This window comes from Kosakonia oryzae, assembly GCF_001658025.2.
Classification (GTDB): domain Bacteria; phylum Pseudomonadota; class Gammaproteobacteria; order Enterobacterales; family Enterobacteriaceae; genus Kosakonia; species Kosakonia oryzae.
Window position 1 is genome coordinate 4,044,269 of sequence record NZ_CP014007.2, and the last position, 22,540, is coordinate 4,066,808.

19 protein-coding genes and 1 other annotated feature are annotated in these 22,540 nt (G+C 54.4%); of the genes, 8 read left to right on the forward strand and 11 right to left on the reverse strand.

The window, feature by feature from the left end:
* The first annotated feature begins 69 nt into the window (after positions 1–69).
* Entirely contained in the window at positions 70–1,746 is a 1,677-nt protein-coding gene (gene ybaL / locus AWR26_RS19235) for a YbaL family putative K(+) efflux transporter (RefSeq protein ID WP_064568137.1), read from the forward strand.
* 148 nt (positions 1,747–1,894) lie between these two features.
* On the opposite strand, the gene AWR26_RS19240 is transcribed toward ybaL, so the two are convergent.
* From AWR26_RS19240 to AWR26_RS19280, 9 genes are all read right to left on the reverse strand, one after another.
* A complete protein-coding gene (locus AWR26_RS19240; protein WP_064568138.1) occupies positions 1,895–3,199 on the reverse strand; it encodes an inosine/guanosine kinase in 1,305 nt (434 codons plus the stop codon).
* A 64-nt stretch (positions 3,200–3,263) separates the two neighbouring features.
* The gene (gene hemH / locus AWR26_RS19245) at positions 3,264–4,226 is read right to left on the reverse strand and encodes a ferrochelatase (protein WP_064568139.1); all 963 of its coding nucleotides are present in this window, start codon (positions 4,224–4,226) and stop codon (positions 3,264–3,266) included.
* A gap of 125 nt (positions 4,227–4,351) precedes the next feature.
* A complete protein-coding gene (gene adk / locus AWR26_RS19250; RefSeq protein WP_064568140.1) occupies positions 4,352–4,996 on the reverse strand; it encodes an adenylate kinase in 645 nt (214 codons plus the stop codon).
* 175 nt (positions 4,997–5,171) lie between these two features.
* On the reverse strand, positions 5,172–7,046 hold the full coding sequence (gene htpG, locus AWR26_RS19255) for a molecular chaperone HtpG (protein ID WP_064568141.1): 1,875 nt from the start codon (positions 7,044–7,046) through the stop codon (positions 5,172–5,174).
* A gap of 109 nt (positions 7,047–7,155) precedes the next feature.
* The gene (gene recR / locus AWR26_RS19260) at positions 7,156–7,761 is read right to left on the reverse strand and encodes a recombination mediator RecR (RefSeq protein ID WP_043954570.1); all 606 of its coding nucleotides are present in this window, start codon (positions 7,759–7,761) and stop codon (positions 7,156–7,158) included.
* On the reverse strand, positions 7,761–8,090 hold the full coding sequence (locus AWR26_RS19265; protein ID WP_007373594.1) for a YbaB/EbfC family nucleoid-associated protein: 330 nt from the start codon (positions 8,088–8,090) through the stop codon (positions 7,761–7,763). The genes recR and AWR26_RS19265 overlap by 1 nt, the downstream gene beginning before the upstream one ends.
* An 81-nt stretch (positions 8,091–8,171) precedes the next feature.
* On the reverse strand, positions 8,172–10,112 hold the full coding sequence (gene dnaX, locus AWR26_RS19270; protein WP_064568142.1) for a DNA polymerase III subunit gamma/tau: 1,941 nt from the start codon (positions 10,110–10,112) through the stop codon (positions 8,172–8,174).
* Positions 8,775–8,839: a sequence feature (DnaX frameshifting element), on the reverse strand. (Overlaps the previous gene by 65 nt.)
* A gap of 120 nt (positions 10,113–10,232) precedes the next feature.
* Positions 10,233–10,784, reverse strand: a complete 552-nt coding sequence (apt, locus tag AWR26_RS19275) for an adenine phosphoribosyltransferase (RefSeq protein ID WP_064568143.1) — start codon at positions 10,782–10,784, stop codon at positions 10,233–10,235.
* A gap of 151 nt (positions 10,785–10,935) precedes the next feature.
* Positions 10,936–11,313, reverse strand: a complete 378-nt coding sequence (locus tag AWR26_RS19280; protein WP_064568144.1) for a DUF454 family protein — start codon at positions 11,311–11,313, stop codon at positions 10,936–10,938.
* A 63-nt stretch (positions 11,314–11,376) separates the two neighbouring features.
* On the opposite strand from AWR26_RS19280, the gene priC reads away from it, so the two are divergent.
* Positions 11,377–11,904, forward strand: a complete 528-nt coding sequence (priC, locus tag AWR26_RS19285) for a primosomal replication protein N'' (RefSeq protein WP_064568145.1) — start codon at positions 11,377–11,379, stop codon at positions 11,902–11,904.
* A 14-nt stretch (positions 11,905–11,918) separates the two neighbouring features.
* Entirely contained in the window at positions 11,919–12,062 is a 144-nt protein-coding gene (gene rsmS, locus AWR26_RS19290) for a pleiotropic regulatory protein RsmS (RefSeq protein WP_064568146.1), read from the forward strand.
* A 33-nt stretch (positions 12,063–12,095) separates the two neighbouring features.
* On the opposite strand, the gene mscK is transcribed toward rsmS, so the two are convergent.
* Together mscK and acrR are read right to left on the reverse strand one after the other, a co-directional pair.
* Positions 12,096–15,452 (reverse strand): mechanosensitive channel MscK, encoded by a 3,357-nt coding sequence (gene mscK / locus AWR26_RS19295; protein WP_064568147.1) that lies wholly within the window; start codon positions 15,450–15,452, stop codon positions 12,096–12,098.
* A gap of 128 nt (positions 15,453–15,580) precedes the next feature.
* Positions 15,581–16,234 carry a multidrug efflux transporter transcriptional repressor AcrR gene (acrR, locus tag AWR26_RS19300; protein ID WP_064568148.1) on the reverse strand — a complete coding sequence of 218 codons (654 nt, stop codon included), beginning with the start codon at positions 16,232–16,234 and terminating at the stop codon, positions 15,581–15,583.
* Between the two features lie 142 nt (positions 16,235–16,376).
* On the opposite strand from acrR, the gene acrA reads away from it, so the two are divergent.
* The 5 genes from acrA (at position 16,377) to maa (ending at position 22,496) form a co-directional block, all read left to right on the forward strand.
* Entirely contained in the window at positions 16,377–17,570 is a 1,194-nt protein-coding gene (gene acrA, locus AWR26_RS19305; protein ID WP_043954577.1) for a multidrug efflux RND transporter periplasmic adaptor subunit AcrA, read from the forward strand.
* 22 nt (positions 17,571–17,592) lie between these two features.
* A complete protein-coding gene (acrB, locus tag AWR26_RS19310) occupies positions 17,593–20,742 on the forward strand; it encodes a multidrug efflux RND transporter permease subunit AcrB (protein WP_064568149.1) in 3,150 nt (1,049 codons plus the stop codon).
* A gap of 512 nt (positions 20,743–21,254) precedes the next feature.
* A complete protein-coding gene (gene tomB / locus AWR26_RS19315) occupies positions 21,255–21,629 on the forward strand; it encodes an Hha toxicity modulator TomB (RefSeq protein ID WP_007373584.1) in 375 nt (124 codons plus the stop codon).
* A gap of 22 nt (positions 21,630–21,651) precedes the next feature.
* A complete protein-coding gene (locus AWR26_RS19320) occupies positions 21,652–21,870 on the forward strand; it encodes an HHA domain-containing protein (protein ID WP_007373583.1) in 219 nt (72 codons plus the stop codon).
* A 65-nt stretch (positions 21,871–21,935) separates the two neighbouring features.
* Entirely contained in the window at positions 21,936–22,496 is a 561-nt protein-coding gene (maa, locus tag AWR26_RS19325) for a maltose O-acetyltransferase (RefSeq protein WP_064568150.1), read from the forward strand.
* The last annotated feature ends 44 nt before the right edge of the window (positions 22,497–22,540 follow it).

Consider the following 22,540-nt stretch of genomic DNA (forward strand, 5'->3'; position numbering starts at 1 on the left):
TTGTCATAAACTGTAACTCAGTTAACGGTCATCGACCGTGGGATCCACGCATCAACGAAAGGAGACGGAATGCATCACGCCACACCGCTTATCACCACCATTGTCGGCGGCCTTGTACTGGCCTTTATTCTCGGCATGCTTGCCAATAAATTGCGAATTTCTCCTCTGGTGGGCTACTTGTTAGCGGGTGTGCTGTCCGGGCCATTTACGCCGGGCTTTGTCGCTGATACTCAACTGGCACCCGAACTGGCGGAATTAGGCGTGATTCTGCTGATGTTCGGCGTTGGGTTGCACTTCTCTTTAAAGGATTTGATGGCGGTAAAGTCGATCGCCATTCCCGGAGCGATAGCGCAAATTGCCGTCGCAACGCTGCTGGGTATGGCGCTTTCCGCATTGCTTGGCTGGTCTCTTATGACCGGTATCGTCTTTGGGTTATGTCTTTCCACCGCCAGTACGGTGGTGTTGCTGCGCGCGCTTGAGGAGCGGCAGCTTATCGACAGCCAGCGCGGGCAAATCGCCATCGGCTGGCTGATTGTTGAAGATCTGGTGATGGTGCTGACACTGGTGCTGCTGCCTGCCGTCGCCGGGATGATGGAAAAAGGCAACGCCGGGCTGGCATCGCTGGCGCTGGATATGGGCATCACTATCGGTAAAGTGGTGGCCTTTATCGCCATTATGATGCTGGTTGGCCGCCGTCTGGTGCCGTGGATCATGGCGCGTAGCGCCGCAACCGGTTCGCGCGAGCTGTTTACCCTCTCCGTGCTGGCACTGGCGCTCGGCATCGCCTTTGGCGCCGTCGAGCTGTTTGATGTCTCCTTTGCTCTTGGCGCGTTCTTCGCCGGTATGGTGCTGAACGAATCCGAGCTCAGCCACCGGGCTGCGCACGACACTCTGCCGCTGCGCGACGCGTTTGCGGTGCTGTTCTTTGTCTCCGTCGGCATGTTGTTCGACCCAATGGTTCTGATCGAACAGCCGCTGGCGGTGCTCGGCACGCTGGCGATCATCATTTTCGGTAAATCGGTGGCCGCCTTCTTCCTTGTGCGCCTGTTCGGCCACTCGCCGCGTACCGCGCTGACCATTGCCGCCAGCCTGGCACAGATTGGTGAATTTGCCTTTATTCTGGCGGGTCTGGGGATGTCGCTGGGGCTGCTGCCGCAGGCCGGGCAAAATCTGGTGCTGGCGGGGGCGATCCTGTCGATTATGCTCAACCCGGTGCTATTTACGCTGCTGGAGAAGTACCTCGACAAGACCGAGACGCTGGAAGAGCAAACGCTGGAAGAAGCCATCGAAGAAGAGAAGCAGATCCCGGTGGATATCTGCAACCATGCGCTGCTGGTTGGGTTTGGCCGCGTCGGTAGCCTGCTGGGCGAAAAGCTGATGGCGCAGGGCATTCCGCTGGTGGTGATTGAAACCTCGCGCACGCGGGTGGATGAGTTGCGCGAGCGCGGGATCCGCGCCGTACTGGGCAATGCCGCCAATGAAGAGATCATGAATCTGGCGCATCTCGACTGCGCCCGCTGGCTGCTGCTGACCATTCCGAATGGTTACGAAGCCGGGGAGATTGTCGCGACGGCACGTGAGAAATGCCCGGACATTGAAATTATTGCCCGTGCGCATTATGACGACGAAGTGGATTACATTACCGAACGTGGCGCCAACCAGGTGGTGATGGGCGAACGCGAAATCGCCAATACCATGCTGAGGCTACTGGAGAAACCGCCGGTTGAAGAAGCCGTGACGGGGTAAACCAACCGCTTTAATTGCCGGATGGCGCTACGCTTATCCGGCCTGCGAGTCTGAATGCCCGGTGGTGTTTCGCTTACCGGGCCTGCATATCAATACCGGTTTTGTCGGCCGGATAAAGCAACGCCGCCATCCGGCGAAACCCGCGAAATCAACGCTCCCAGTACGCCTCTTCGAGGCTGTCTTCCCGCTCCGGCAAGCCACGGGTTAAGCGCGGCGAATGCTGGTTCAGCACCTGATAGCTCACGCGGTTGGCGTATTTGCATACCTGCGCCAGCGACGAATAGGTCAACCAATTGAATTTATGTTTGCTGGAATTCGGCACATTAGTGCGGTGGTAATTGTTCGCCGTAATGTCGTGCAGCAACGCCGCCAGTGCGCCATCTCCCGCACCATTGGTGTTCATGATCTTCTCCGGCCCGCCCATGTAGGGAGCAATGTGCGAGTAGATACGCAGCGGGTTCTGGCAATCTTTATGGCGTATCGCCCGGCTGAACTCATACTGGTTGAACTCGGCAATCGCTCCCGGCAGCAGCGGATGCTGGGTTTTGCGCTTCGCTTCCTCTTCGGTAAAACCGGCCATATACAGACCAACTGGCCCGGCGGTGCAGAGCACCAGATCCACCCAATCCAGCGCCTTATCGGCAGCCAGCAACGGGTCGCTTTCATCGGTCAGTGCGTGGGCTTCCTCTTCGTTCATCGCCAGAATCGAGACGTTCTCTTTGAGAAAATCGCGCCACCACTGCGGATTATCGGCAATCACATATTTGGTGCCCAGCGTCAGCACCACCGGCACATTATGCTTTTTGGCATAGGCTACGGCTTGCAGAGTGGCATCCGGCATCGGCTCGCCGGGATTGCAACGCACCAGATATGAAGAGAGCACCAGCGCAGACGCGCCCGCAATCACCGATTCCGGGATGCTCTCCGGGCGAAGCTGGTTCATCTGCCCGGGGCTGATGGCAAACGTCCGTTCGCCGCTGTCGCTGATTAACGTAAAGCAACGGCCAATCGCGCCATCCACACCTTGCAGATAGTTCAGATCGGTACGGCTGGAGGTATTGCACAAATAACGGTAGGCATAGCTGCCGATTTTCACGTTGTCGCACATCACGCCGAGCAGCACCGAGCGGTCATCGGCCAGCACCGAATAGTTATGCATGGTGTTACCGATGGTGCCGCCTGCAAACTGGTGAGTGATCAGATCGTTGCTTACCAGCTCCTGGTATAACGCTTCGGCCACGTCATCGGCGATCACCAGCGAATGCCCGGCGCTCAGGCCATAACGCACGATAAACGCATCGTCCACTTTCGCCTCGATATCCACCAGCGTCTGATCAATACCGACCACCCAGCAGGTGCCAACTTCATTTTCTGGCTGGATTTGTTGCAATAACGGATCGCGGGCATTAACGGGAAAATAGTGTTTGGATTTACGTTTACCGGGAAATTTCATGGGTTGTAATAAGCGCTGAACATACGGGCTGTGAATGTTAACACATTCTCAGCCCGGCGCACGATCAGCGATATTTGGCCGTCAGGTTGACCATCATTTCGATATGCTCTGGCGAATCATTCAGCGCTGGTATGTATTCATACTTCTTGCCGCCCGCCTCGAGGAAAAACTCACGGTTTTGCACCGCGATCTCCTCCAGTGTCTCCAGGCAATCTGCAGCAAAACCTGGCGACATCACCTGAATATGTTTCACCCCTTTCTCGCCCAGCATTTTCAGCGTTTCATCGGTGTACGGTGTCAGCCACGGTTCGCGGCCAAAGCGCGACTGGAAGGTCATCATCACTTTTTCCGGCGGCAGATCGAGTGCCGAAACCAGTTCACGCGTGGTATCACGGCAGCGCTGCGGGTAGTCGTCCCCTTCCGCCGCGTAACGCTGTGGAATGCCGTGATAAGAGAGCAGCAGCAGATCCGGCTCTCCGTGCTTTGCAAAAGAGGCGCGCACGCTGTTCGCCAGCGCAAAGATGTAATCCGCATCGTCGGCATAATCGCGGATAAAGGAGATGCCGGGAATATGGCGTTTCTTCGCCAGAATTCGCGCCAGCTCGTCCCATACTGCCGCCACCGTTGAGCAGGAGTATTGCGGATAGAGCGAGAGCACCACAATATGGTCAACGTCCTGTTCCAGCAGGGCATCCACGGCGCTTTCCAGCGACGGCGAACCGTAGCTCATGCCGAGCGCCACGGGAACGTCCGGCAACCGCGCCGCCAGCGCCCGCTGCTGCCTGCGGCTGTAAACCATCAGCGGCGAACCTTCTTCCATCCAGACCGACTGGTAGAGTTTTGCCACGCGCGGTGAACGAATCGGCAGGATCACACCGCGTAATAGCGGCCACCACAGCAAGCGCGACGTATCAACAACGCGTCTGTCGCTTAAAAACTGCCGCAGATAACGTTTTACAGCTGCCGGAGTGGGTGCATCGGGGGTGCCAAGATTGGCAAGCAGGATGCCGGTTTTCGCCTGACTCATTCACGCCTCTTAACCTTTTGAATGGTTGGTAATTGTAGCGTAAAAGCGTTTAAACGGAACCAATTGCAGCGAAAGGTGAGATGAGAAATATTCTCACCCGGAGGGCTCCGGGTGAGGAAACGCGTTTAGCCGAGGATTTTTTCCAGCTCTGCGCGTACATCAGCAACGGCTTTGGTGCCGTCTACTTTAGCGTATTTGGTGTTACCCGCCTGCGCTTCTTTCTGGTAGTAGCCGATCAGCGGCGCGGTCATCTGATGGTATTCCACCAGACGTTTACGCACGGTCTCTTCCTGATCGTCTTTACGCGTGGTCAGCTCTTCGCCGGTCACGTCGTCTTTGCCTTCGACTTTCGGCGGATTGAATTTGATGTGATAAACGCGGCCGGAAGCGGCGTGTACGCGACGACCTACGATACGGTCAACGATCAGCTCGTCCGGAACATCGAATTCCAGTACGTAATCCACGGCGATGCCGGCGTCTTTCATGGCATCCGCTTGCGGAATGGTACGCGGGAAGCCGTCCAGCAGGAAACCATTACGGCAATCTTCCTGGGCGATACGCTCTTTCACCAGCGCGATAACCAGCTCGTCGGTCACCAGTTTGCCCGCGTCCATGATGTCTTTCGCCTGTTTACCCAGTTCGCTGCCAGATTTAACAGCCGCGCGCAGCATGTCACCAGTAGAGATTTGCGGAATACCGTATTTCTCCATGATGAACTGAGCCTGAGTTCCTTTACCCGCGCCCGGAGCGCCAAGCAGAATAATACGCATTGCGAAAATCCCCTCAAAAGTTGGTTCAATTTTTCAAAAGCGTTAAAAGATACCACCAGAACGAGTATCGCTCAAGGAAGCCGGGCTGGCTGAAACGGTTAATGAGAGAGATTACTTTGGCGAGTACCCCTCTCGCGTGAAACGAGAGGGGTAAGGTCAGACTAAAAACAGAAACTTAGGCAATCAGCAGTTGATTCATACGGCGGATGAACTGGTTCGGATCTTCCAGCGTACCGCGTTCGGCAAACAGCGCCTGATCGAGCAACAGCTCAACCCACTGGCTGAACTGGCTCTCATCCTCGGTTTCCGCAGCGCGTTTCACCAGCGCGTGATCCGGGTTCAGTTCAAAGATGTATTTTACTTCCGGCGCATTCTGACCGGCAGCCGCGAACAGTTTCGCCATCTGCGTGCTCATCTCGTCGGCATCGGTTACAACCACCGCTGGCGTTTCGGTCAGACGATGGGTCAGGCGCACCTCTTTCACACGATCGCCAAGCAGGGTTTTTACGCGCTCAACAAACGGTTCGAGCGCTTTTTCCGCCTCTTTCGCACTTTCGTCCACTTCGTCGGCCAGTTTTTCCAGCGACGCATCAGCTTTCGCCACGGACTGGAACGGTTTGCCGTCGAATTCTGTCAGGTAGCTCATCATCCATTCGTCGATACGATCGGAAAGCAGCAGCACTTCGATACCTTTCTTACGCAGCAGTTCCAGATGCGGGCTGCTCTTCGCCGCAGCGTAGCTATCAGCGGTGATGAAGTAGATCTTCTCCTGACCTTCTTTCATGCGTGATACATACTCTTCCAGCGACACGGTCTGCGCAGAAGAGTCATTGTGCGTGGAGGCAAAGCGCAGCAATTTGGCAATCGCTTCCAGGTTGGCGCTGTCTTCGCCAGCCCCTTCTTTCAGCACCAGGCCGAACTGCTGCCAGAACGTCTGGTATTTTTCTGCGTCATCTTTCGCCAGTTTATCGAGCATTTGCAGCACGCGTTTGGTCAGCGCGGTACGCAGATTACGCGTGACGCTGCTGTCCTGCAGAATTTCGCGCGAAACGTTGAGCGGCAGATCGCTGGAATCCACCAGGCCACGAACAAAGCGCAGGTAGTTCGGCATGAACTGTTCGGCTTCGTCCATGATAAACACACGCTGCACGTAGAGTTTCAGGCCATGTTTATGATCGCGGTTCCACAGATCCCACGGCGCCTGCGACGGGATATAAAGCAGGCTGGTGTACTCCTGCTTCCCTTCCACGCGGTTGTGGCTCCAGGTCAGCGGATCGGTAAAGTCGTGGGCGATATGCTTGTAGAACTCGTTGTATTCGTCGTCTTTGATTTCAGACTTGTTGCGCGTCCACAGCGCCTGCGCTTTGTTGATCTTCTCCCAGGAAACCACGGTTTCGCCGTCTTTCTCTTCCTGTTTTTCGATCTCTACCGGCAGAGCGATATGGTCGGAATATTTGCTGATAATGGAACGTACGCGCCAGTCATTGAGGAAATCATCTTCCCCTTCACGCAGATGCAGCGTGATTTCCGTCCCGCGATCGGCTTTGGTGATATCGGCGACGGTGTATTCGCCTGCGCCTTCAGATTCCCAGAACACGCCGTTTTCTGCGCTCTCGCCCGCCGCGCGGGTACGCACAGTCACTTTATCCGCGACGATAAACGCCGAGTAGAAACCGACACCGAACTGACCAATCAACTGGCTATCTTTAGCCTGATCGGAGCCCATTGATTCGAGAAACGCTTTGGTGCCGGACTTAGCGATGGTGCCCAGATGATCGATAACTTCATCGCGGGTCATACCAATACCGTTATCGGCGATGGTCAGCGTACGCTTCTCTTTGTCGAAAGAGACGCGGACATGGAGTTCACCGTCGCCCTCGTAGAGATCCGGGTTGGACAGTGCGCGGAAACGCAGTTTGTCCGCCGCATCCGAGGCGTTGGAGATCAGCTCACGCAGGAAGATTTCTTTGTTCGAATAGAGAGAATGGATCATCAGGTGCAGAAGCTGTTTAACTTCAGACTGAAAACCGCGAGTTTCTTGTCCTTTCATTGGGAAAACCTCAACAATGCCATTTACAAGGTAAAAAGTGCGTTGAGGGGGAAGTGGGGACAGGGGCGAGAATTTTCAAGCGGAGGCAAAAATTTCTGCCTCCGTTTGGTTAAAAACGAATCTTGTGGCGACCGGCCAGCGAATGCGACAGCGTGGTGCCGTCAACCATCTCCAGCTCACCGCCCACCGGCACGCCGTGCGCGATGCGGCTGGCTTCCACACCATATTGCGCGCAAAGCTCCGCAATATAGTTAGCCGTTGCCTCACCTTCCACCGTCGGGTTGGTGGCGAGGATCACTTCCTGGATCTTTTCTGCGGCCAGGCGCTGCTCAAGCCGGTCGAGACCGATATCATCCGGCCCGATACCGTCCAGCGGCGACAGATGCCCCATCAGCACAAAGTAGCGCCCCGAGAACTGCCCGGTTTGCTCGATGGCATAAATATCCGCCGGGCTTTCCACCACACAGATTTGACCGTTTTCCTGGCGCCGCGGGTTGCTGCATATATTGCACACTTCCTGCTCGGTAAAGGTACGGCAATCGGCGCAGTGGCCGATTTCCGACATCGCCCGGGTGAGCGCCTGCGCCAGCCGCATACCGCCGCTGCGATCGCGCTGCAACAGCGTAAACGCCATGCGCTGCGCCGACTTCGGGCCAACGCCCGGCAGGCAGCGCAGTGCTTCCATAAGCTGCGTTAACAGCGGACTGGTCTGCATCAGAACGGCATCTTAAAGCCTGGCGGCAGAGACATGCCGGAGGAAACAGAAGCCATTTTCTCTTTCTGGGTCTCATCGATACGGCGCGCAGCATCGTTAAATGCAGCGGCGACCAGATCTTCCAGCATCTCTTTGTCGTCTTCGAGCAGGCTCGGATCGATCTCCACGCGACGGCAGTTATGCGCGCCGTTAATGGTTACTTTTACCAGGCCCGCGCCTGATTCGCCGGTCACTTCCAGCTGTGCGATCTCTTCCTGCATTTTCTGCATTTTTTCTTGCATCTGCTGGGCCTGTTTCATCAGGTTACCCAGACCGCCTTTTCCAAACATAGGCTTCTCTCTTTAGCTGTGGTGACTGACCAGAGTGATAAGTCACATTCAGGGTTGAAAACGGAAAGCCGCAGCTTGCCGTCAAAGGGGGCGAATACTCTCTTCATCCAGATCCGCATCGAAAAACCGTTGCAGCGTCTGAATGTTGCTATCCGCAATAATTGCCTCACGCGCCTGCGCGAGCTTTTCCTCATAGATTGCCTGACGCCACTCCAGCGGCGTTCGCACTGCCGGATTATCATCTTCAATGATAGTCAGTTCAACCGTCGAACCGTGCAATTCGCTAAGCGCGTCGCTTAGCGCCTTCTGTGCGCCCTGCGAATTCAGGTGACGCTGCGCGCTGCGCAGATGCAGACACCAGCGATCGCCCTCCTGCTCTTTCCAGGCGTTCAGCGCCACCTGCTCAACCAGTTTTGGCAATTTTAGCTGGCTGACCTCTTTCGCCCAGGCATCACGCTCAATCGCCTCTTCCGCCAGCTTTTTCGCCAGTTCCGGCGTTTTCTCATGTTCCAGCGCTTTTTTCAGCGCTTTGGGCGTGGCAACAACCTCTTTTGTCTCGGTGACAACAGTGGTTGCTTTCCAGCGGTAGGCCTCTTTTTTAGCCGGAGCCTGTTCAAGCGCGGACGGCGCCGGGCGCGACTGCACGCGCTCGGTGACCGAAGCCAGACGCTCCAGCGCGGCATTACTCACCGGCCGCGCGCGGGTTGCGGCTGCCGGTTCACTCTTTTTTGCTTTGTCTGCTCCCTGAGCGCGTTGCAACTGCCTGCGCGCCGCCAGCACTGAGCTGGTTGATTCAGGCAGCGGTACGTCGTTCTGCACCGGTGCCGCCGCCGGTTGAGCCTGCGGCGCGGGCGGAACCTGCTGCGGCGATATCACGGCGGTGGGTGCCACAGGCGCGAAGGATTGCTGCGGCACTTCTGGCGCCGGTAACGGCGCACGCGGATGGAACGCCAGCGCGCGCAGCAGCGTCATTTCAACACCCATGCGACGATCCGGCGCGTAAGGCAGCTCTTTGCGCCCAATCAGCAGCGTCTGATAGTAGAGCTGCACATCGGTGGGCGGCACGGTGCGGGCCAGTTCACGCAAACGCTGCTCAATCGGGGCCATGTCGCTGCCGAGCGCCGCAGGCGTCAGCTGTACCATGGCGATACGGTGCAGCAGCGTTTGCATCTCCAGCAGCAAAGCTTCCCATTCAACGCCGCGCGATGCCGCCTCGTTCACCAGCCCCATAGCGCGTTCGCCGTCAGCGGCAACCACCGCTTCAACTAATGAAAGCGCCTGGTCGTCATTCAACGTGCCGAGCATGGAGCTGACCACCGCTGCGGAGAGCTGCCCGTTGCCGCTGGCAATCGCCTGATCGGTCAGGCTTAGCGCATCGCGCAGGCTGCCGTCAGCCGCACGCGCCAGCAGTTGCAGCGCACGGGCTTCATGTTCAATCTTCTCGTCAGTGAGAATGTGCTCAAGCTGGCTGCGGATCTGCTCGACATCCAGTGCTTTCAGGTGGAACTGAAGGCAGCGGGAAAGGATGGTCACCGGCAGCTTTTGCGGATCGGTAGTCGCCAGCAGGAATTTGACGTGCTCAGGCGGCTCTTCAAGCGTTTTCAACAGCGCGTTAAAGCTGTGACGCGAGAGCATATGCACTTCGTCAATCAGATAGACTTTGAAACGCCCGCGCGCCGGGGCGTATTGCACGTTATCCAGCAGATCGCGGGTATCTTCGACTTTGGTGCGCGACGCGGCGTCGATCTCAATTAAATCGACAAAGCGGCCCTGCTCAATTTCGCGGCAGTTATCACATACGCCGCACGGCGTTGCGGTGATGCCGGTTTCGCAGTTCAGCCCCTTCGCCAGCAGACGGGCGATAGAGGTTTTGCCGACGCCGCGGGTGCCGGAGAACAGATACGCATGATGAATGCGTCCTGATGATAAGCCGTTCGCCAGTGCGGTCAGCACATGCTCCTGGCCGACGACGTCAGCAAAAGTTTGCGGTCGCCATTTTCGGGCTAAGACCTGATAACTCATTGGCAGGCTCTGAAACGCTGGAAGGTGGATTTACGAAGGGATAATGCTAACACAGCACATGCTGTTAATACACTTCATCCCTCAGGCGCAGGCCTGAAGGATGAGGAGGCGGACATGGCATTAATGTCCCGGGAACGGCACCAGGCTGTAGCAGTTAACACCCTGTTTTTCGAGGCGTTGTTCACCGCCAAGATCAAACAGATTAATGATGAATGCCGCGTCGGTCACTTCACCGCCCAGACGGCGAATCAGTTTCACTGTGGCTTCGATAGTGCCGCCAGTTGCCAGCAGATCGTCGACCACCAGCACTTTATCGCCCGGCTTGATCGCATCAACATGGATCTCTAACTGGTCAGTACCGTACTCAAGCTCATAGCTCTCGGCGATGGTTTCACGCGGCAGTTTACGCGGTTTACGCACCGGCACAAAGCCAACGCCCAGACCCAGCGCAACCGGTGCGCCGAACAGGAAGCCACGCGCTTCGGTTCCCACTACTTTGGTTACGCCAGCGTTTTTATAACGCTCAACCAGCAATTGAATGCTAAGAGCGTACGCTTGCGGATCTTCCAGCAAACTGGTGACATCACGGAACAGAATGCCCGGCTTCGGGTAATCCTGAATGCTTTTGATGCTGTTTTTAAGAAATTCAAGCTGCTGCGCAGTCGCTGTCATGGATTTTTGCCTGATAGAAACGGTATTACTCACGGTACACGCGTTTACAGTTTATGTAACCACTGATTAACGTTTAATCAGCCGTACCCGTGCTCGAAAACGCCCGAATTTACTGACTGTGCGCCACAATTGCAACTGTCATTGCTGTGGTTTATGGTTTTTGTTGTTTTGCATCAATCACCGGAATACGCCACATAAATAGCAGTAGACCGGCCAGAATCACCAACAACAACACGCGTACCCACCACATCTTCACCAGATACAGAGAAACGGCAAAGGTCAACAGAATCACCGCAATGGCGCGCGGCTTCGCGCCAGGCGGCATGGCACGGTACGTTTGCCAGTGCCGCAGATAGCCGCCAAACCAGGAGCGGTAAAGCAACCAGTGATGAAAACGCGGCGATGAGCGCGCAAAAGACCACGCCGCCAGCAGAATAAACGGCGTTGTCGGCAGGAGCGGCAGTACCACGCCAAGCGTGCCAAGCACTACCGCCAGCCAGCCAATGATGAGTAAAATAGTCCGTTGCATAGCGCGCTTCATCAGAAAATGAACGGTTAATGTAACAGACTGATATTTACCGGGGGAAGAGACGTGAAAAACGCCGCGCTTTTAAACACGCTGGAACAGCAACTGGACAAATTACGCCAGTTGGCCGCGCCGCTGGCGCAGCATGCGACGATCGGCGCGCGTTTTGATCGCCAGCTTTTCCAGACTCGCAGCACGTTGATGCAGTCCTGTCTGGATGAGGCAACGGTCAATCTGGCGGCGCTGCGTCGTGCCGTGGAGGGCAATCATCTGGAGCAGGTTGCCTGGCTGGCGGAGCGCCTGGCCGCGCAAATTGCCGCTCTCACGCGTGAAAGTGCCGTCTGGCCACTGCGCGCGTGGGATCATGCATCGCCAGGTATTGCGCGCTGGCAGCGCAGGCGTTTGCAGCATCAGGAGTATGAGCGTCGTCTGTTGGCGATGAAACAGGCGCGCGAACAACGCTTAAATGCCGTCAGCACGCTGGTCGAACAGCAGCAGCTACATAAAGAAGTGGAGGCGCTGGCTGGCAGACTTGCCCGTTGCCGCCAGGCGCTGGACAATATTGAGCGCGTGCTGGCGCGCTTAACCCGCTAAAGCGAGGAGAGAAAATGTCGCTGGAAAACGCTCCGGAGGAGATCAAACTGGCCGTGGATCTGATTATGTTGCTGGAACAACATGAGATTGCGCCAGACGTCGTGCTGAAAGCGCTGGAGATCGTCAAACGGGATTTTGAGAAAAAACTTGAGGAGTGATCCCCTCCCCACAGGGGAGAGGATCGACAGGATTTACCCTGCCTGAGAAGGCGTCGGATCGTCGCCTTTCATTTCGCGCTTAACTTCAGTCAGCTCATCACCTTTGGCATTGCGCAGGTGAACTTCGAGCTGGTTAAAGGCGATATCAATATTGTTCTCGCGGCACAGCTTGTCGATGGTGCGGTTCAGTTCATCAACCGTGTAGCTGCGATCGCGCAGTTCGCGCACATACAGACGCAGTTCATGATCCAGCGTGCTGGCGCCAAAAGTAGTGAAAAACACCGACGGCTCCGGATCGTGCATCACTTTTGGATGCTCCATCGCCGCTTTCAGCAGCACTTTTTTCACTTTATCCAGATCGGACCCGTACGCCACGCCGAGGCGGATCACCACGCGGGTGATGGTATCGGAGAGCGACCAGTTGATCAGACGCTCGGTAACAAACGCCTTGTTCGGAATGATCACCTCTTTACGGTCAAAGTCAGTAATGGTGGTCGCACGAATGCGGATCTTACTGACCGTTCCGGAGAAGGTGCCAATAGTCACGGTATCGCCGATACGCACCGGGCGTTCGAACAGGATAATCAAGCCGGAGACAAAGTTACCGAAAATTTCCTGTAAGCCGAAACCTAAACCAACCGACAGCGCCGCCGCCAACCATTGCAGTTTATCCCACGAAACGCCCAGCGAGCCGAATACCATCAACGCCCCGACGGCAATGATGATGTAGTTCAGGATCGTCGTCACGGCATACGAAGAGCCCTGCCGCATATTGAGCCTTGAGAGGATCAGCACCTCCAGCAAACCCGGCAAGTTGCGGATTAGCGCCCAGGCCACAACAAAAACAATCACCGCGAATAGCAAACTGCCAAGGGTTACGCTCTTCATTACCGCAGCGCCGGCTTCGGTGCCGTTGTAGTGCCATAGCGTAATGCTGTCGAGGTAGGCAAATACGGTGATCAGATCGGACCAAATCGCCCAGAACATCACGCCAAACAGCGCCACCATCACCAGCATCGTAATACGCAGGGTTTGCTGGTTAACCTGTTCCAGCGCGATGCTCGGCTCTTCCTGTGGTTCAGCGCCTTCGGCCCCCTCTTTCACCATATTCTGCCGACGCGCCAGTGCGCGGCGATAGGCAATACGTCGCGCGGCCACGCTGAGGCCACGCAGAACCGTCTGGTAAAGCAGGTTCCAGATAATCACCAGATAGACGGTTTCAATCCAGCGCCCGGAGAGACGCAGCGTGGTATAGAAATACCCCGTCGCGGTCAGCACCATCAGCGCGATCGGCACGATTGCCAGCACGGTGATGGTTGCCAGGCGAATGGCGTGAGACTCTTTGTCGCGCCAGCTTTCGCGGGACATCGGCCAGACCAGGCATGTGATTACCAGCAGATTCAACAGGATAACAAACTGCCCCAGCACGTCATCCATCAAATGCAGCGGAGAGAGTTCAGAAACAACCGACCAGAAGTGCAGCGGCAACAGCGCCAGGCTGATACGCACAATTTGCCGACGCCAGTGGCTGGTAAGCTGGGCGGGCATATTAAAGTGGCTGACAGCGACACCGTTTTTTTCCAGCACTTTCCAGCACAGGCCGAATACCAGCCAGAACAATGCCAGTTTTTTACTGAATGCCCACAGCAATTCGCTGACGTTAAGCTGCATGGTCAGCAGGATCAGGCCGATCGCCAGAATAATCAGGCACACCGGTAGCGCACGGATAAGATCGATCAGAATCGCTTTCGGCGTATGCAACTGACTGTCGTTACGCAGTTGTCCAACCTGCGCCGCCAGCTTCGCCTGATAATCTTTCAGCCAGCGCAGACGCCAGCGGATAAGCCCGGCGATCAGCAGCAACGGTAGCCCTGCAAGGAACGCGATGGCTACCGCAGGCCAGGCTTTCTCCCAGTTACCGGTGATCTTCATGGCCTTGATTTGGTCATGCAGCGCCTGCGGGAAGGATTTGATCCAGTCCCAGTCCATTGGCTTATTGCTGTTCACCCAGAAGATCTGCTGCGTCAGAATTTCCTGCAGGCTTTTCGACACGCTCATCAGCTGCTGCTGGTTAACTTGCAGGTTGATGGCCATCATCAATTGCGTGCCCAACTGTTTGTTCAGTTGATCGAGCAGTTCACGGCGCATATCCACAACCTGCAACAGCGCGTCATGCACCTCATCGTTGACTTCACTGGAATGACCTTCCTCCAGTTTGGCGACAAAGGTATCGCTCTGGAACAGCGCATCACGCTGCTGGTTGATTTCAAACTGTTCAAGACGCAGATCCGCAATGCGGTTGGTCATGTCTTCCAGCTCATCCGCCGACGGCAATGTCTGCTGTTGCTGATACAAAATACGCGACAGCAACAGGCTGCCTTTCAGCACCGAAATCTGTTCTTTAACGTTACGTTCGGATTGCAGAGCGCGGTCGAGCCAGTTTTTCACCTTAATATTCTGCTGCATCAGCGAGTTGCCATTTTCCGTGGCGGCAATCAACTTCTGGCTGAGCTGATGGTTAATATCCAGCTCCTGTTTCACCAGCGGGTTGGCCTGAATGCGCGACGTTTCATCCGGCGTTACCGCTTCCTGGGCCGTTTTTTCTGTCAGCGTCAGACGTTTGCTGTTCACCGCCTCCTGCAACAACTGCAACTGATGCTCAAGGCGATTGCTGTTCGCCGTCACGTAATCACGTTGTTTTTGCAGCGTATCCTGTAATGTGGTGTTGCCTTCAAGGCTTTTGCGCAGCTGCTCGATCTGCGCATTCAACAACGCCTGTTGCACCTGCAGCAGCGTTTGTTGCGTAGGACGCAGCGCGCCCTCGCCTGCAGCAGTGCCGTTCAGACGGTTGCGGATCTGCTGCAACTGCTGGGAAGCGGAGTACATGGAGTTTTGTACACGCTCAGGCTGCGTTTGCAGCGAGACCAATTGGCTGTTGTAGTTCGATAAATCGTTCTGGGCAGACTGTAAATCTTCCAGCAATTGCGAGATACGGGATTCCAGCTGGCGCAAAGAGAGCGAGGCCAGCGTTTTACGCGTCTCATCGTCGCTATCTTTATCACTCAGTGCATTCAGGGCATCCGTCGCCTGGCGCAGTTTATCCGGCGCCTGGGCAATTTTTTGCTTCAGCAGCGCGGTTTCTTGCTTCACGCGATCGATTTTGTCGAGCGTATCCAGCGTCTCGGTCAAATCCTGGATAACCAGTTTGTCCTGCGCGGTGTGATTTTTTTGTTTGTTTAGCGTATCAAGCTGGCTTTGTACGTCGCTGCGGGAAGGTAAATCGTTCGTGGTCTGCGCAAGGGCGGCGTTACTCACCAGGCTTGCGAAGAGAAGGAACAATGCGGCGGCAAAAGCGGCGAGCGTGTTTCGCGTGCGGTAGTTGTGCAACATAATTTGAGCGATCGTTTTCTGTACGGGAAAGGCGGCCGGAATGGCCGCGAACGCAAGAATATCACGCCGTTATGCAACAACCTAGAAAAGTGAATCGCCTCCAGGATAAATCCTGGCGGCCCGGGTAATCAGGCGCTGATAGCGCCCTGGTCTGTCCGCAGCGTCGGGCATAACTGGCACATCTCCAGCAGGATCGCCACGTAATCACGTGCTTCTTTTTTCAAATCGAAGGATTGCGGCGCAAACAGCCAGTTTTCCATAATGCCGGAAATATAGGCGCGCATTAAGACCGCAACACGGCGAGTGAGTAAATTAGCGGGCAGCAATTTTGCCTGAATACACTGGGCAAGCGTATGCTCGATTCGATCATAACTTTCGAGGCTCAGGTTACGCTGCGCTTCTTGCACAATAGTCATTTCGCCGACAAACTCACATTTGTGAAAAATGATCTCCATCATTAATCGCCGCCGCTCTTCAACAACTGTTGCTTCAAGGATATAAACCAATATTTCTCTTAATACTGAGAGTGGATCGCCAGGGAATTTTGCCTGATACTCAAGCTCAAGATCGTCAATACTGAACTCTGACAATTTCCAAATTTCACTAAACAAATCCGACTTATTTTTGAAGTGCCAGTAAATCGCGCCGCGAGTCACGCCTGCCGCCTGCGCAATGTCAGCCAGCGAAGTAGAAGATACGCCTTGCCGGGAAAACACGTGTATGGCGACATCGAGGATGTGCTGTCGCGTCTCCAGCGCTTGTTGTTTGGTTTTTCGTGCCATATGTTGGTGAATTTACAGGAGTCAGATTTACATACATTTGTGAATGTTTGTACCATAGCACGACCATAATATAAACGCAGCAATGGGTTTTTGGGCCATTGATCCATTGATCAATTTGAAATCGGACACTCGAGGTTTACATATGAACAAAAACAGAGGGTTTACGCCTCTGGCGGCCGTTCTGATGCTTTCGGGCAGCTTAGCGCTTACAGGATGTGATGAAAAACCGGCTCAGCAGGGTGCGGGGCAGATGCCGGAAGTTGGCGTCGTCACGGTCAAGACGGAACCTCTGCAAATCACCACTGAGCTACCGGGCCGAACGACTGCTTTTCGCATTGCGGAAGTGCGTCCTCAGGTCAGCGGCATTATTTTGAAACGCAACTTTACGGAAGGCAGTGACGTCGAAGCAGGTGTCTCGCTCTATCAGATTGATCCCGCTACTTATCAGGCAGCTTATGACAGCGCCAAAGGCGATCTGGCGAAAGCGCAAGCGGCTGCCAACATCGCTCAAATGACCGTCAACCGTTATCAGAAACTGTTGGGCACCAAGTACATCAGCCAACAGGATTACGATACTGCGCAGGCGGACGCTCAGCAGGCTAACGCTACCGTTGTCGCGGCAAAAGCAGCAGTAGAAAGCGCGCGCATCAACCTGGCGTATACCAAAGTGATTTCCCCCATCAGCGGCCGTATCGGAACGTCTACCGTCACAGAAGGTGCGCTGGTACAGAGCGGGCAAACCACTGCGCTGACTACCGTGCAGCAGCTTGATCCGATCTACGTTGACGTTACCCAGTCGAGCAATGATTTTCTGCGTCTGCAGCAGGAAATGGCGAACGGTACGCTGAAGCAGGACAACGGCAAAGCGAAAGTTCAGCTCGTTACCAACGACGGTGTTCAATACGCCCAGGAAGGTACGCTTGAGTTCTCTGGCGTGACGGTAGACCAGACCACCGGTTCCATCACTCTGCGTGCGGTGTTCCCGAACCCGGATCACTCGTTGCTGCCGGGCATGTTCGTTCGCGCCAAACTGGAAGAAGGCGTCAACCCAAATGCCATGCTGGTTCCACAGCAAGGTGTTACCCGTACGCCGCGCGGTGACGCAACGGCGATGGTGGTAGGTGAAGGCGATAAAGTTGAAGTCCGTAATATCGTCGCAAGCCAGGCCATTGGCGATAAATGGCTGGTGACTGACGGTCTGAAAAGCGGCGATCGCGTGATCATTGCCGGCTTACAAAAAGTCAAACCGGGCGTACAGGTTAAAGCTCAGGAAGTGACTTCTGACAACAAAGAGCAAGCCCAGGCCGGCGGCCAGTCAGAAAAACCGAAGTCTTAACTAAAACAGGAGCCGTTAAGACATGGCTAAGTTTTTTATCGATCGCCCCATCTTTGCGTGGGTTATCGCGATTATCATCATGCTGGCGGGGGCTCTCTCGATCCTCAAATTGCCGGTAGCGCAATATCCAACAATTGCGCCGCCTGCAATTCAGATCACGGCTACCTACCCGGGTGCTGATGCGAAAACGGTACAGGATACCGTGACGCAGGTTATCGAACAGAACATGAACGGTATCGATAACCTGCTTTATATGTCCTCTGCCAGTGATTCCTCTGGTACGGTACAAATTACAATTACCTTTGATTCCGGAACGGATGCGGACATCGCGCAGGTTCAGGTGCAGAACAAACTGCAACTGGCCATGCCGCTGTTACCGCAGGAAGTGCAACAGCAAGGCGTTAGCGTCGAGAAATCATCCAGCAGCTTCCTGATGGTTCTCGGGATGATCAGTACCGATGGTTCCATGACGCAGGAAGATATTGCGGACTACGTCGGCGCAACCATCAAAGATCCGGTCAGCCGTACTTCCGGCGTCGGTGACGTTCAGCTATTCGGTGCGCAGTATGCGATGCGTATCTGGATGGATCCAAGCAAGCTCAATAACTTCCAGCTCACGCCAGTTGACGTGATTGCGGCTATCAAAGCGCAGAACGCCCAGGTCGCTGCAGGCCAGTTAGGCGGTACTCCGCCGGTGAAAGGGCAGCAGTTGAACGCCTCTATCATCGCGCAGACCCGTCTGACCTCCACGGAAGAGTTCGGTAAGATCCTGCTGAAAGTGAACACTGACGGTTCGCAGGTTCGTCTGCGCGACGTAGCGAAGATTGAACTGGGCGGTGAAAGCTATGACGTAATCGCGCGTTATAACGGCCAACCGGCTGCGGGTCTCGGTATCAAACTGGCAACCGGCGCGAACGCACTCGATACTGCCGAAGCGGTACGTGCGACCATTGCCAAACTGGAGCCGTTCTTCCCGCACGGCCTGAAAGTGGTTTATCCGTATGACACCACGCCATTCGTTAAGATCTCGATTAACGAAGTAGTGAAAACGCTGGTGGAAGCGATCGTACTGGTATTCCTGGTAATGTACCTGTTCCTGCAAAACTTCCGCGCAACGCTGATCCCAACGATCGCGGTGCCGGTGGTACTGCTCGGGACATTCGCGATACTCGCCGCCTTTGGCTACTCCATCAACACCCTCACCATGTTCGGTATGGTGTTGGCGATAGGCCTGTTGGTGGACGACGCTATCGTGGTGGTGGAAAACGTCGAACGTGTAATGATGGAAGAAGGCCTGCCGCCAAAAGAGGCGACGCGCCGTTCCATGGGGCAGATTCAGGGCGCGCTGGTCGGTATTGCGCTGGTGCTGTCAGCGGTATTTATCCCGATGGCGTTCTTCGGTGGTTCTACCGGTGCTATCTATCGCCAGTTCTCCATTACTATCGTTTCCGCGATGGTACTGTCTGTGCTGGTCGCATTGATCCTGACGCCGGCGCTGTGCGCCACAATGCTGAAACCAGTTGCCAAAGGCGACCACGGTGAAGGCAAAAAAGGCTTCTTCGGCTGGTTCAACCGCATGTTTGAGAAGAGCACGCACCACTACACCGATAGCGTAGGAAACATTCTGCGCAGCACCGGTCGTTATCTGCTGCTCTATATTGTCATCGTTGCGGGTATGGCGGTGCTGTTTGTGCGCCTGCCAAGTTCGTTCCTGCCGGATGAAGACCAGGGCGTATTTCTCACTATGGCCCAGCTGCCTGCGGGTGCGACGCAAGAGCGTACGCAGAAAGTGCTGGATGAAGTGACGAAATATTATCTGGAAAATGAGAAAGACAACGTTAACTCCGTCTTTACCGTTAACGGCTTTGGCTTCTCTGGTCGCGGTCAGAACACCGGTCTGGCGTTCGTATCGCTGAAAAACTGGGACGAACGTCCTGGTGAAGCGAATAAAGTACCCGCAATCGCAGGCCGTGCGAGCGCACACTTTGCATCGATTAAAGATGCAATGGTCTTCGCTTTCAACCTGCCAGCGATTGTTGAACTCGGTACGGCAACCGGCTTCGACTTCCAGTTGATTGATCAGGCGAACCTGGGACATGAGAAATTAACCCAGGCGCGTAACCAGCTGTTTGGCGAAATCGCTCAGCATCCGGATCTGCTGGTGGGCGTACGTCCTAACGGCCTGGAAGATACACCGCAGTTCAAGATCGATATTGATCAGGAAAAAGCACAGGCGCTGGGTGTGTCGATTAGCGACATCAACACCACGCTGGGTGCAGCCTGGGGCGGTAGCTACGTTAACGACTTTATCGACCGTGGTCGCGTGAAGAAAGTGTATGTCATGTCACAGGCCAAATACCGCATGCTGCCAAGCGATATTGGTAACTGGTACGTGCGGGCGACCGATGGACAGATGGTGCCATTCTCCGCCTTCTCCAGCACACACTGGGAATATGGTTCACCGCGTCTGGAGCGTTACAACGGTCTGCCGTCGATGGAAATCCTCGGCCAGGCGGCACCGGGTAAAAGTACCGGTGAAGCGATGGCGATGATGGAACAACTGGCCAGTAAGCTGCCGACCGGTATCGGTTATGACTGGACGGGGATGTCCTTCCAGGAACGTCTCTCCGGCAACCAAGCGCCTGCGTTGTATGCTATCTCGCTGATCGTGGTTTTCCTCTGCCTCGCAGCGCTGTATGAAAGCTGGTCGATTCCGTTCTCGGTCATGCTGGTTGTACCGCTGGGTGTTGTGGGTGCGTTGTTGGCTGCCACCTTCCGCGGTCTGACCAACGACGTTTACTTCCAGGTGGGCCTGCTGACAACCATTGGCTTGTCGGCGAAGAACGCGATACTTATCGTCGAATTCGCCAAGGACCTGATGGATAAAGAAGGCAAAGGCCTGGTAGAGGCGACGCTGGAAGCGGTTCGTATGCGTCTGCGACCAATTCTGATGACCTCGCTGGCATTTATCCTTGGGGTACTGCCGTTGGTTATCAGCTCCGGTGCAGGTTCCGGCGCGCAGAACGCAGTAGGTACTGGCGTAATGGGCGGGATGATCACCGCAACCATACTGGCTATCTTCTTCGTTCCGGTGTTCTTCGTGGTGGTGCGCCGCCGCTTTAGCCGCCGCGGCGAGGATATAGAGCACAGCCATAAGGTTGAGGAGCACTGATTGTTTCTCTAATAGAAAAGGCCGCACTTAGCGGCCTTTTTCATATCTGCACATCCGAAATTAAAAGCATTTATTGTCTATTCGTTTATTTTGTACTGCCGATATAAGGCTTATAATAAGTATGTATTTTGAAAGCAGCGATCATTTACCGTTTATAATCCTTAATTATCTGGTACAATCAGTTTAACTCAGACGATTCCTGGTATAAAAATACCGTTCGGGCTGGAATAATTTCCCCCATGCTAACTTAATGAATCTCAAGGATGAACAAGCAATAACGCCTACAGGCGTAACAAGCTTCATCGCAAGGTCAAGTTCCTATTTTGTCCATTTTTCTCAAAAAAAACATTATTTGTAATTTTTCGTGATAGCACAATGAAATCCTATTCAGACTAGCTTATAGTTATATTGACAAACATAAAGCAACGTCTGTCTCTGGTCAGAGCAGAAGTTCCCATCCTGAAACAGCAGTCGGTTAGTAAAAAAAATTACCACTCAGAAGGGGATGCGTTATGGACGAATACTCGCCAAAAAGGCATGATATCGCGCAGCTCAAATTTCTCTGCGAAACGCTGTACCATGACTGCCTTGTTAATCTCGAAGAGAGCCATCATGGGTGGGTTAACGATCCTACATCAGCGGTCAATTTGCAGTTAAATGAGCTGATAGAACACATAGCGACCTTCGCACTTAATTATAAAATTAAGTACAATGAAGATAATAAACTGATTGAACAGATAGACGAATATCTTGACGATACGTTTATGTTGTTCAGTAGCTATGGCATAAATACACATGACTTACAGAAATGGCGCAAAACAGGCAACAAACTGTTCCGCTGCTTCGTCAATGTAAGCAAGGCTAATCCAGTTAGCCACTCTTGTTAATTTTCAACACTAAGGTGAAGATATGTCCGAAAAACCATTAACAAAAGTTGATTATTTGATGCGTCTCAGACGTTGTCAGACAATTGATACCCTTGAACGTGTAATTGAAAAAAATAAATACGAACTTCCGGATGAGGAACTCGCGGTGTTTTATTCAGCAGCCGATCATCGCCTGGCAGAACTGACCATGAATAAGCTGTATGACAAAATCCCCTCCTCCGTGTGGAAATTTGTACGATAATTCTGCTAACTCTTTTTCTGCGCATAAAGAGCGTTCAGATTCCGTGACGAGTGTCTTCGAATCAGATGAATGACGAAAAGCAAAAAATGATTGCCGGATTGCCCTATCTTTCGGCAGATGAAGTCTTGCGCGCCGATCGTCTGCGGGCCAGGCAGTTACTACATCGATACAATCATTCGGCGCCGGAAGAAAAAGCTGAGCGTAAAGATATTCTCTCCCGCCTTCTCGGTCATAGTGATGGGGTCTATATCGAACCGAATTTTCGCTGCGATTATGGCTACAACATTTTTCTCGGCCGCAATTTCTACGCCAATTTCGACTGCGTCATGCTCGATGTTTGTCCAATCCATATCGGCGATAACTGCATGCTGGCGCCCGGCGTACATATCTACACCGCGACGCATCCGCTGGATGTCGCCGAACGCATTAGCGGCGTGGAATATGGCAAACCTGTCACCATTGGCCACAATGTCTGGATAGGTGGCCGTGCCATTATCAACCCGGGCGTAACGATTGGCGATAACGCCGTCATCGCTTCCGGCGCGGTCGTTGTGAAAGATGTTCCGGCCAATGTCGTGGTCGGCGGCAACCCGGCGCGGATCATCAAGCCCCTGCCAGCTATCTAACTGTTATCGTTTTTTGCGGCAAAACTGTTACTTTTTTCATACAA

Coding starts and splice junctions, on each gene's coding strand:
- ybaL (WP_064568137.1), top strand. CDS start 70: ATGCATCACGCCACACCGCTTATCACCACCATTGTCGGCGGCCTTGTA.
- AWR26_RS19240 (WP_064568138.1), bottom strand. CDS start 3,199: ATGAAATTTCCCGGTAAACGTAAATCCAAACACTATTTTCCCGTTAAT.
- hemH (WP_064568139.1), bottom strand. CDS start 4,226: ATGAGTCAGGCGAAAACCGGCATCCTGCTTGCCAATCTTGGCACCCCC.
- adk (WP_064568140.1), bottom strand. CDS start 4,996: ATGCGTATTATTCTGCTTGGCGCTCCGGGCGCGGGTAAAGGAACTCAG.
- htpG (WP_064568141.1), bottom strand. CDS start 7,046: ATGAAAGGACAAGAAACTCGCGGTTTTCAGTCTGAAGTTAAACAGCTT.
- recR (WP_043954570.1), bottom strand. CDS start 7,761: ATGCAGACCAGTCCGCTGTTAACGCAGCTTATGGAAGCACTGCGCTGC.
- AWR26_RS19265 (WP_007373594.1), bottom strand. CDS start 8,090: ATGTTTGGAAAAGGCGGTCTGGGTAACCTGATGAAACAGGCCCAGCAG.
- dnaX (WP_064568142.1), bottom strand. CDS start 10,112: ATGAGTTATCAGGTCTTAGCCCGAAAATGGCGACCGCAAACTTTTGCT.
- apt (WP_064568143.1), bottom strand. CDS start 10,784: ATGACAGCGACTGCGCAGCAGCTTGAATTTCTTAAAAACAGCATCAAA.
- AWR26_RS19280 (WP_064568144.1), bottom strand. CDS start 11,313: ATGCAACGGACTATTTTACTCATCATTGGCTGGCTGGCGGTAGTGCTT.
- rsmS (WP_064568146.1), top strand. CDS start 11,919: ATGTCGCTGGAAAACGCTCCGGAGGAGATCAAACTGGCCGTGGATCTG.
- mscK (WP_064568147.1), bottom strand. CDS start 15,452: ATGTTGCACAACTACCGCACGCGAAACACGCTCGCCGCTTTTGCCGCC.
- acrR (WP_064568148.1), bottom strand. CDS start 16,234: ATGGCACGAAAAACCAAACAACAAGCGCTGGAGACGCGACAGCACATC.
- acrA (WP_043954577.1), top strand. CDS start 16,377: ATGAACAAAAACAGAGGGTTTACGCCTCTGGCGGCCGTTCTGATGCTT.
- acrB (WP_064568149.1), top strand. CDS start 17,593: ATGGCTAAGTTTTTTATCGATCGCCCCATCTTTGCGTGGGTTATCGCG.
- tomB (WP_007373584.1), top strand. CDS start 21,255: ATGGACGAATACTCGCCAAAAAGGCATGATATCGCGCAGCTCAAATTT.
- AWR26_RS19320 (WP_007373583.1), top strand. CDS start 21,652: ATGTCCGAAAAACCATTAACAAAAGTTGATTATTTGATGCGTCTCAGA.
- maa (WP_064568150.1), top strand. CDS start 21,936: ATGAATGACGAAAAGCAAAAAATGATTGCCGGATTGCCCTATCTTTCG.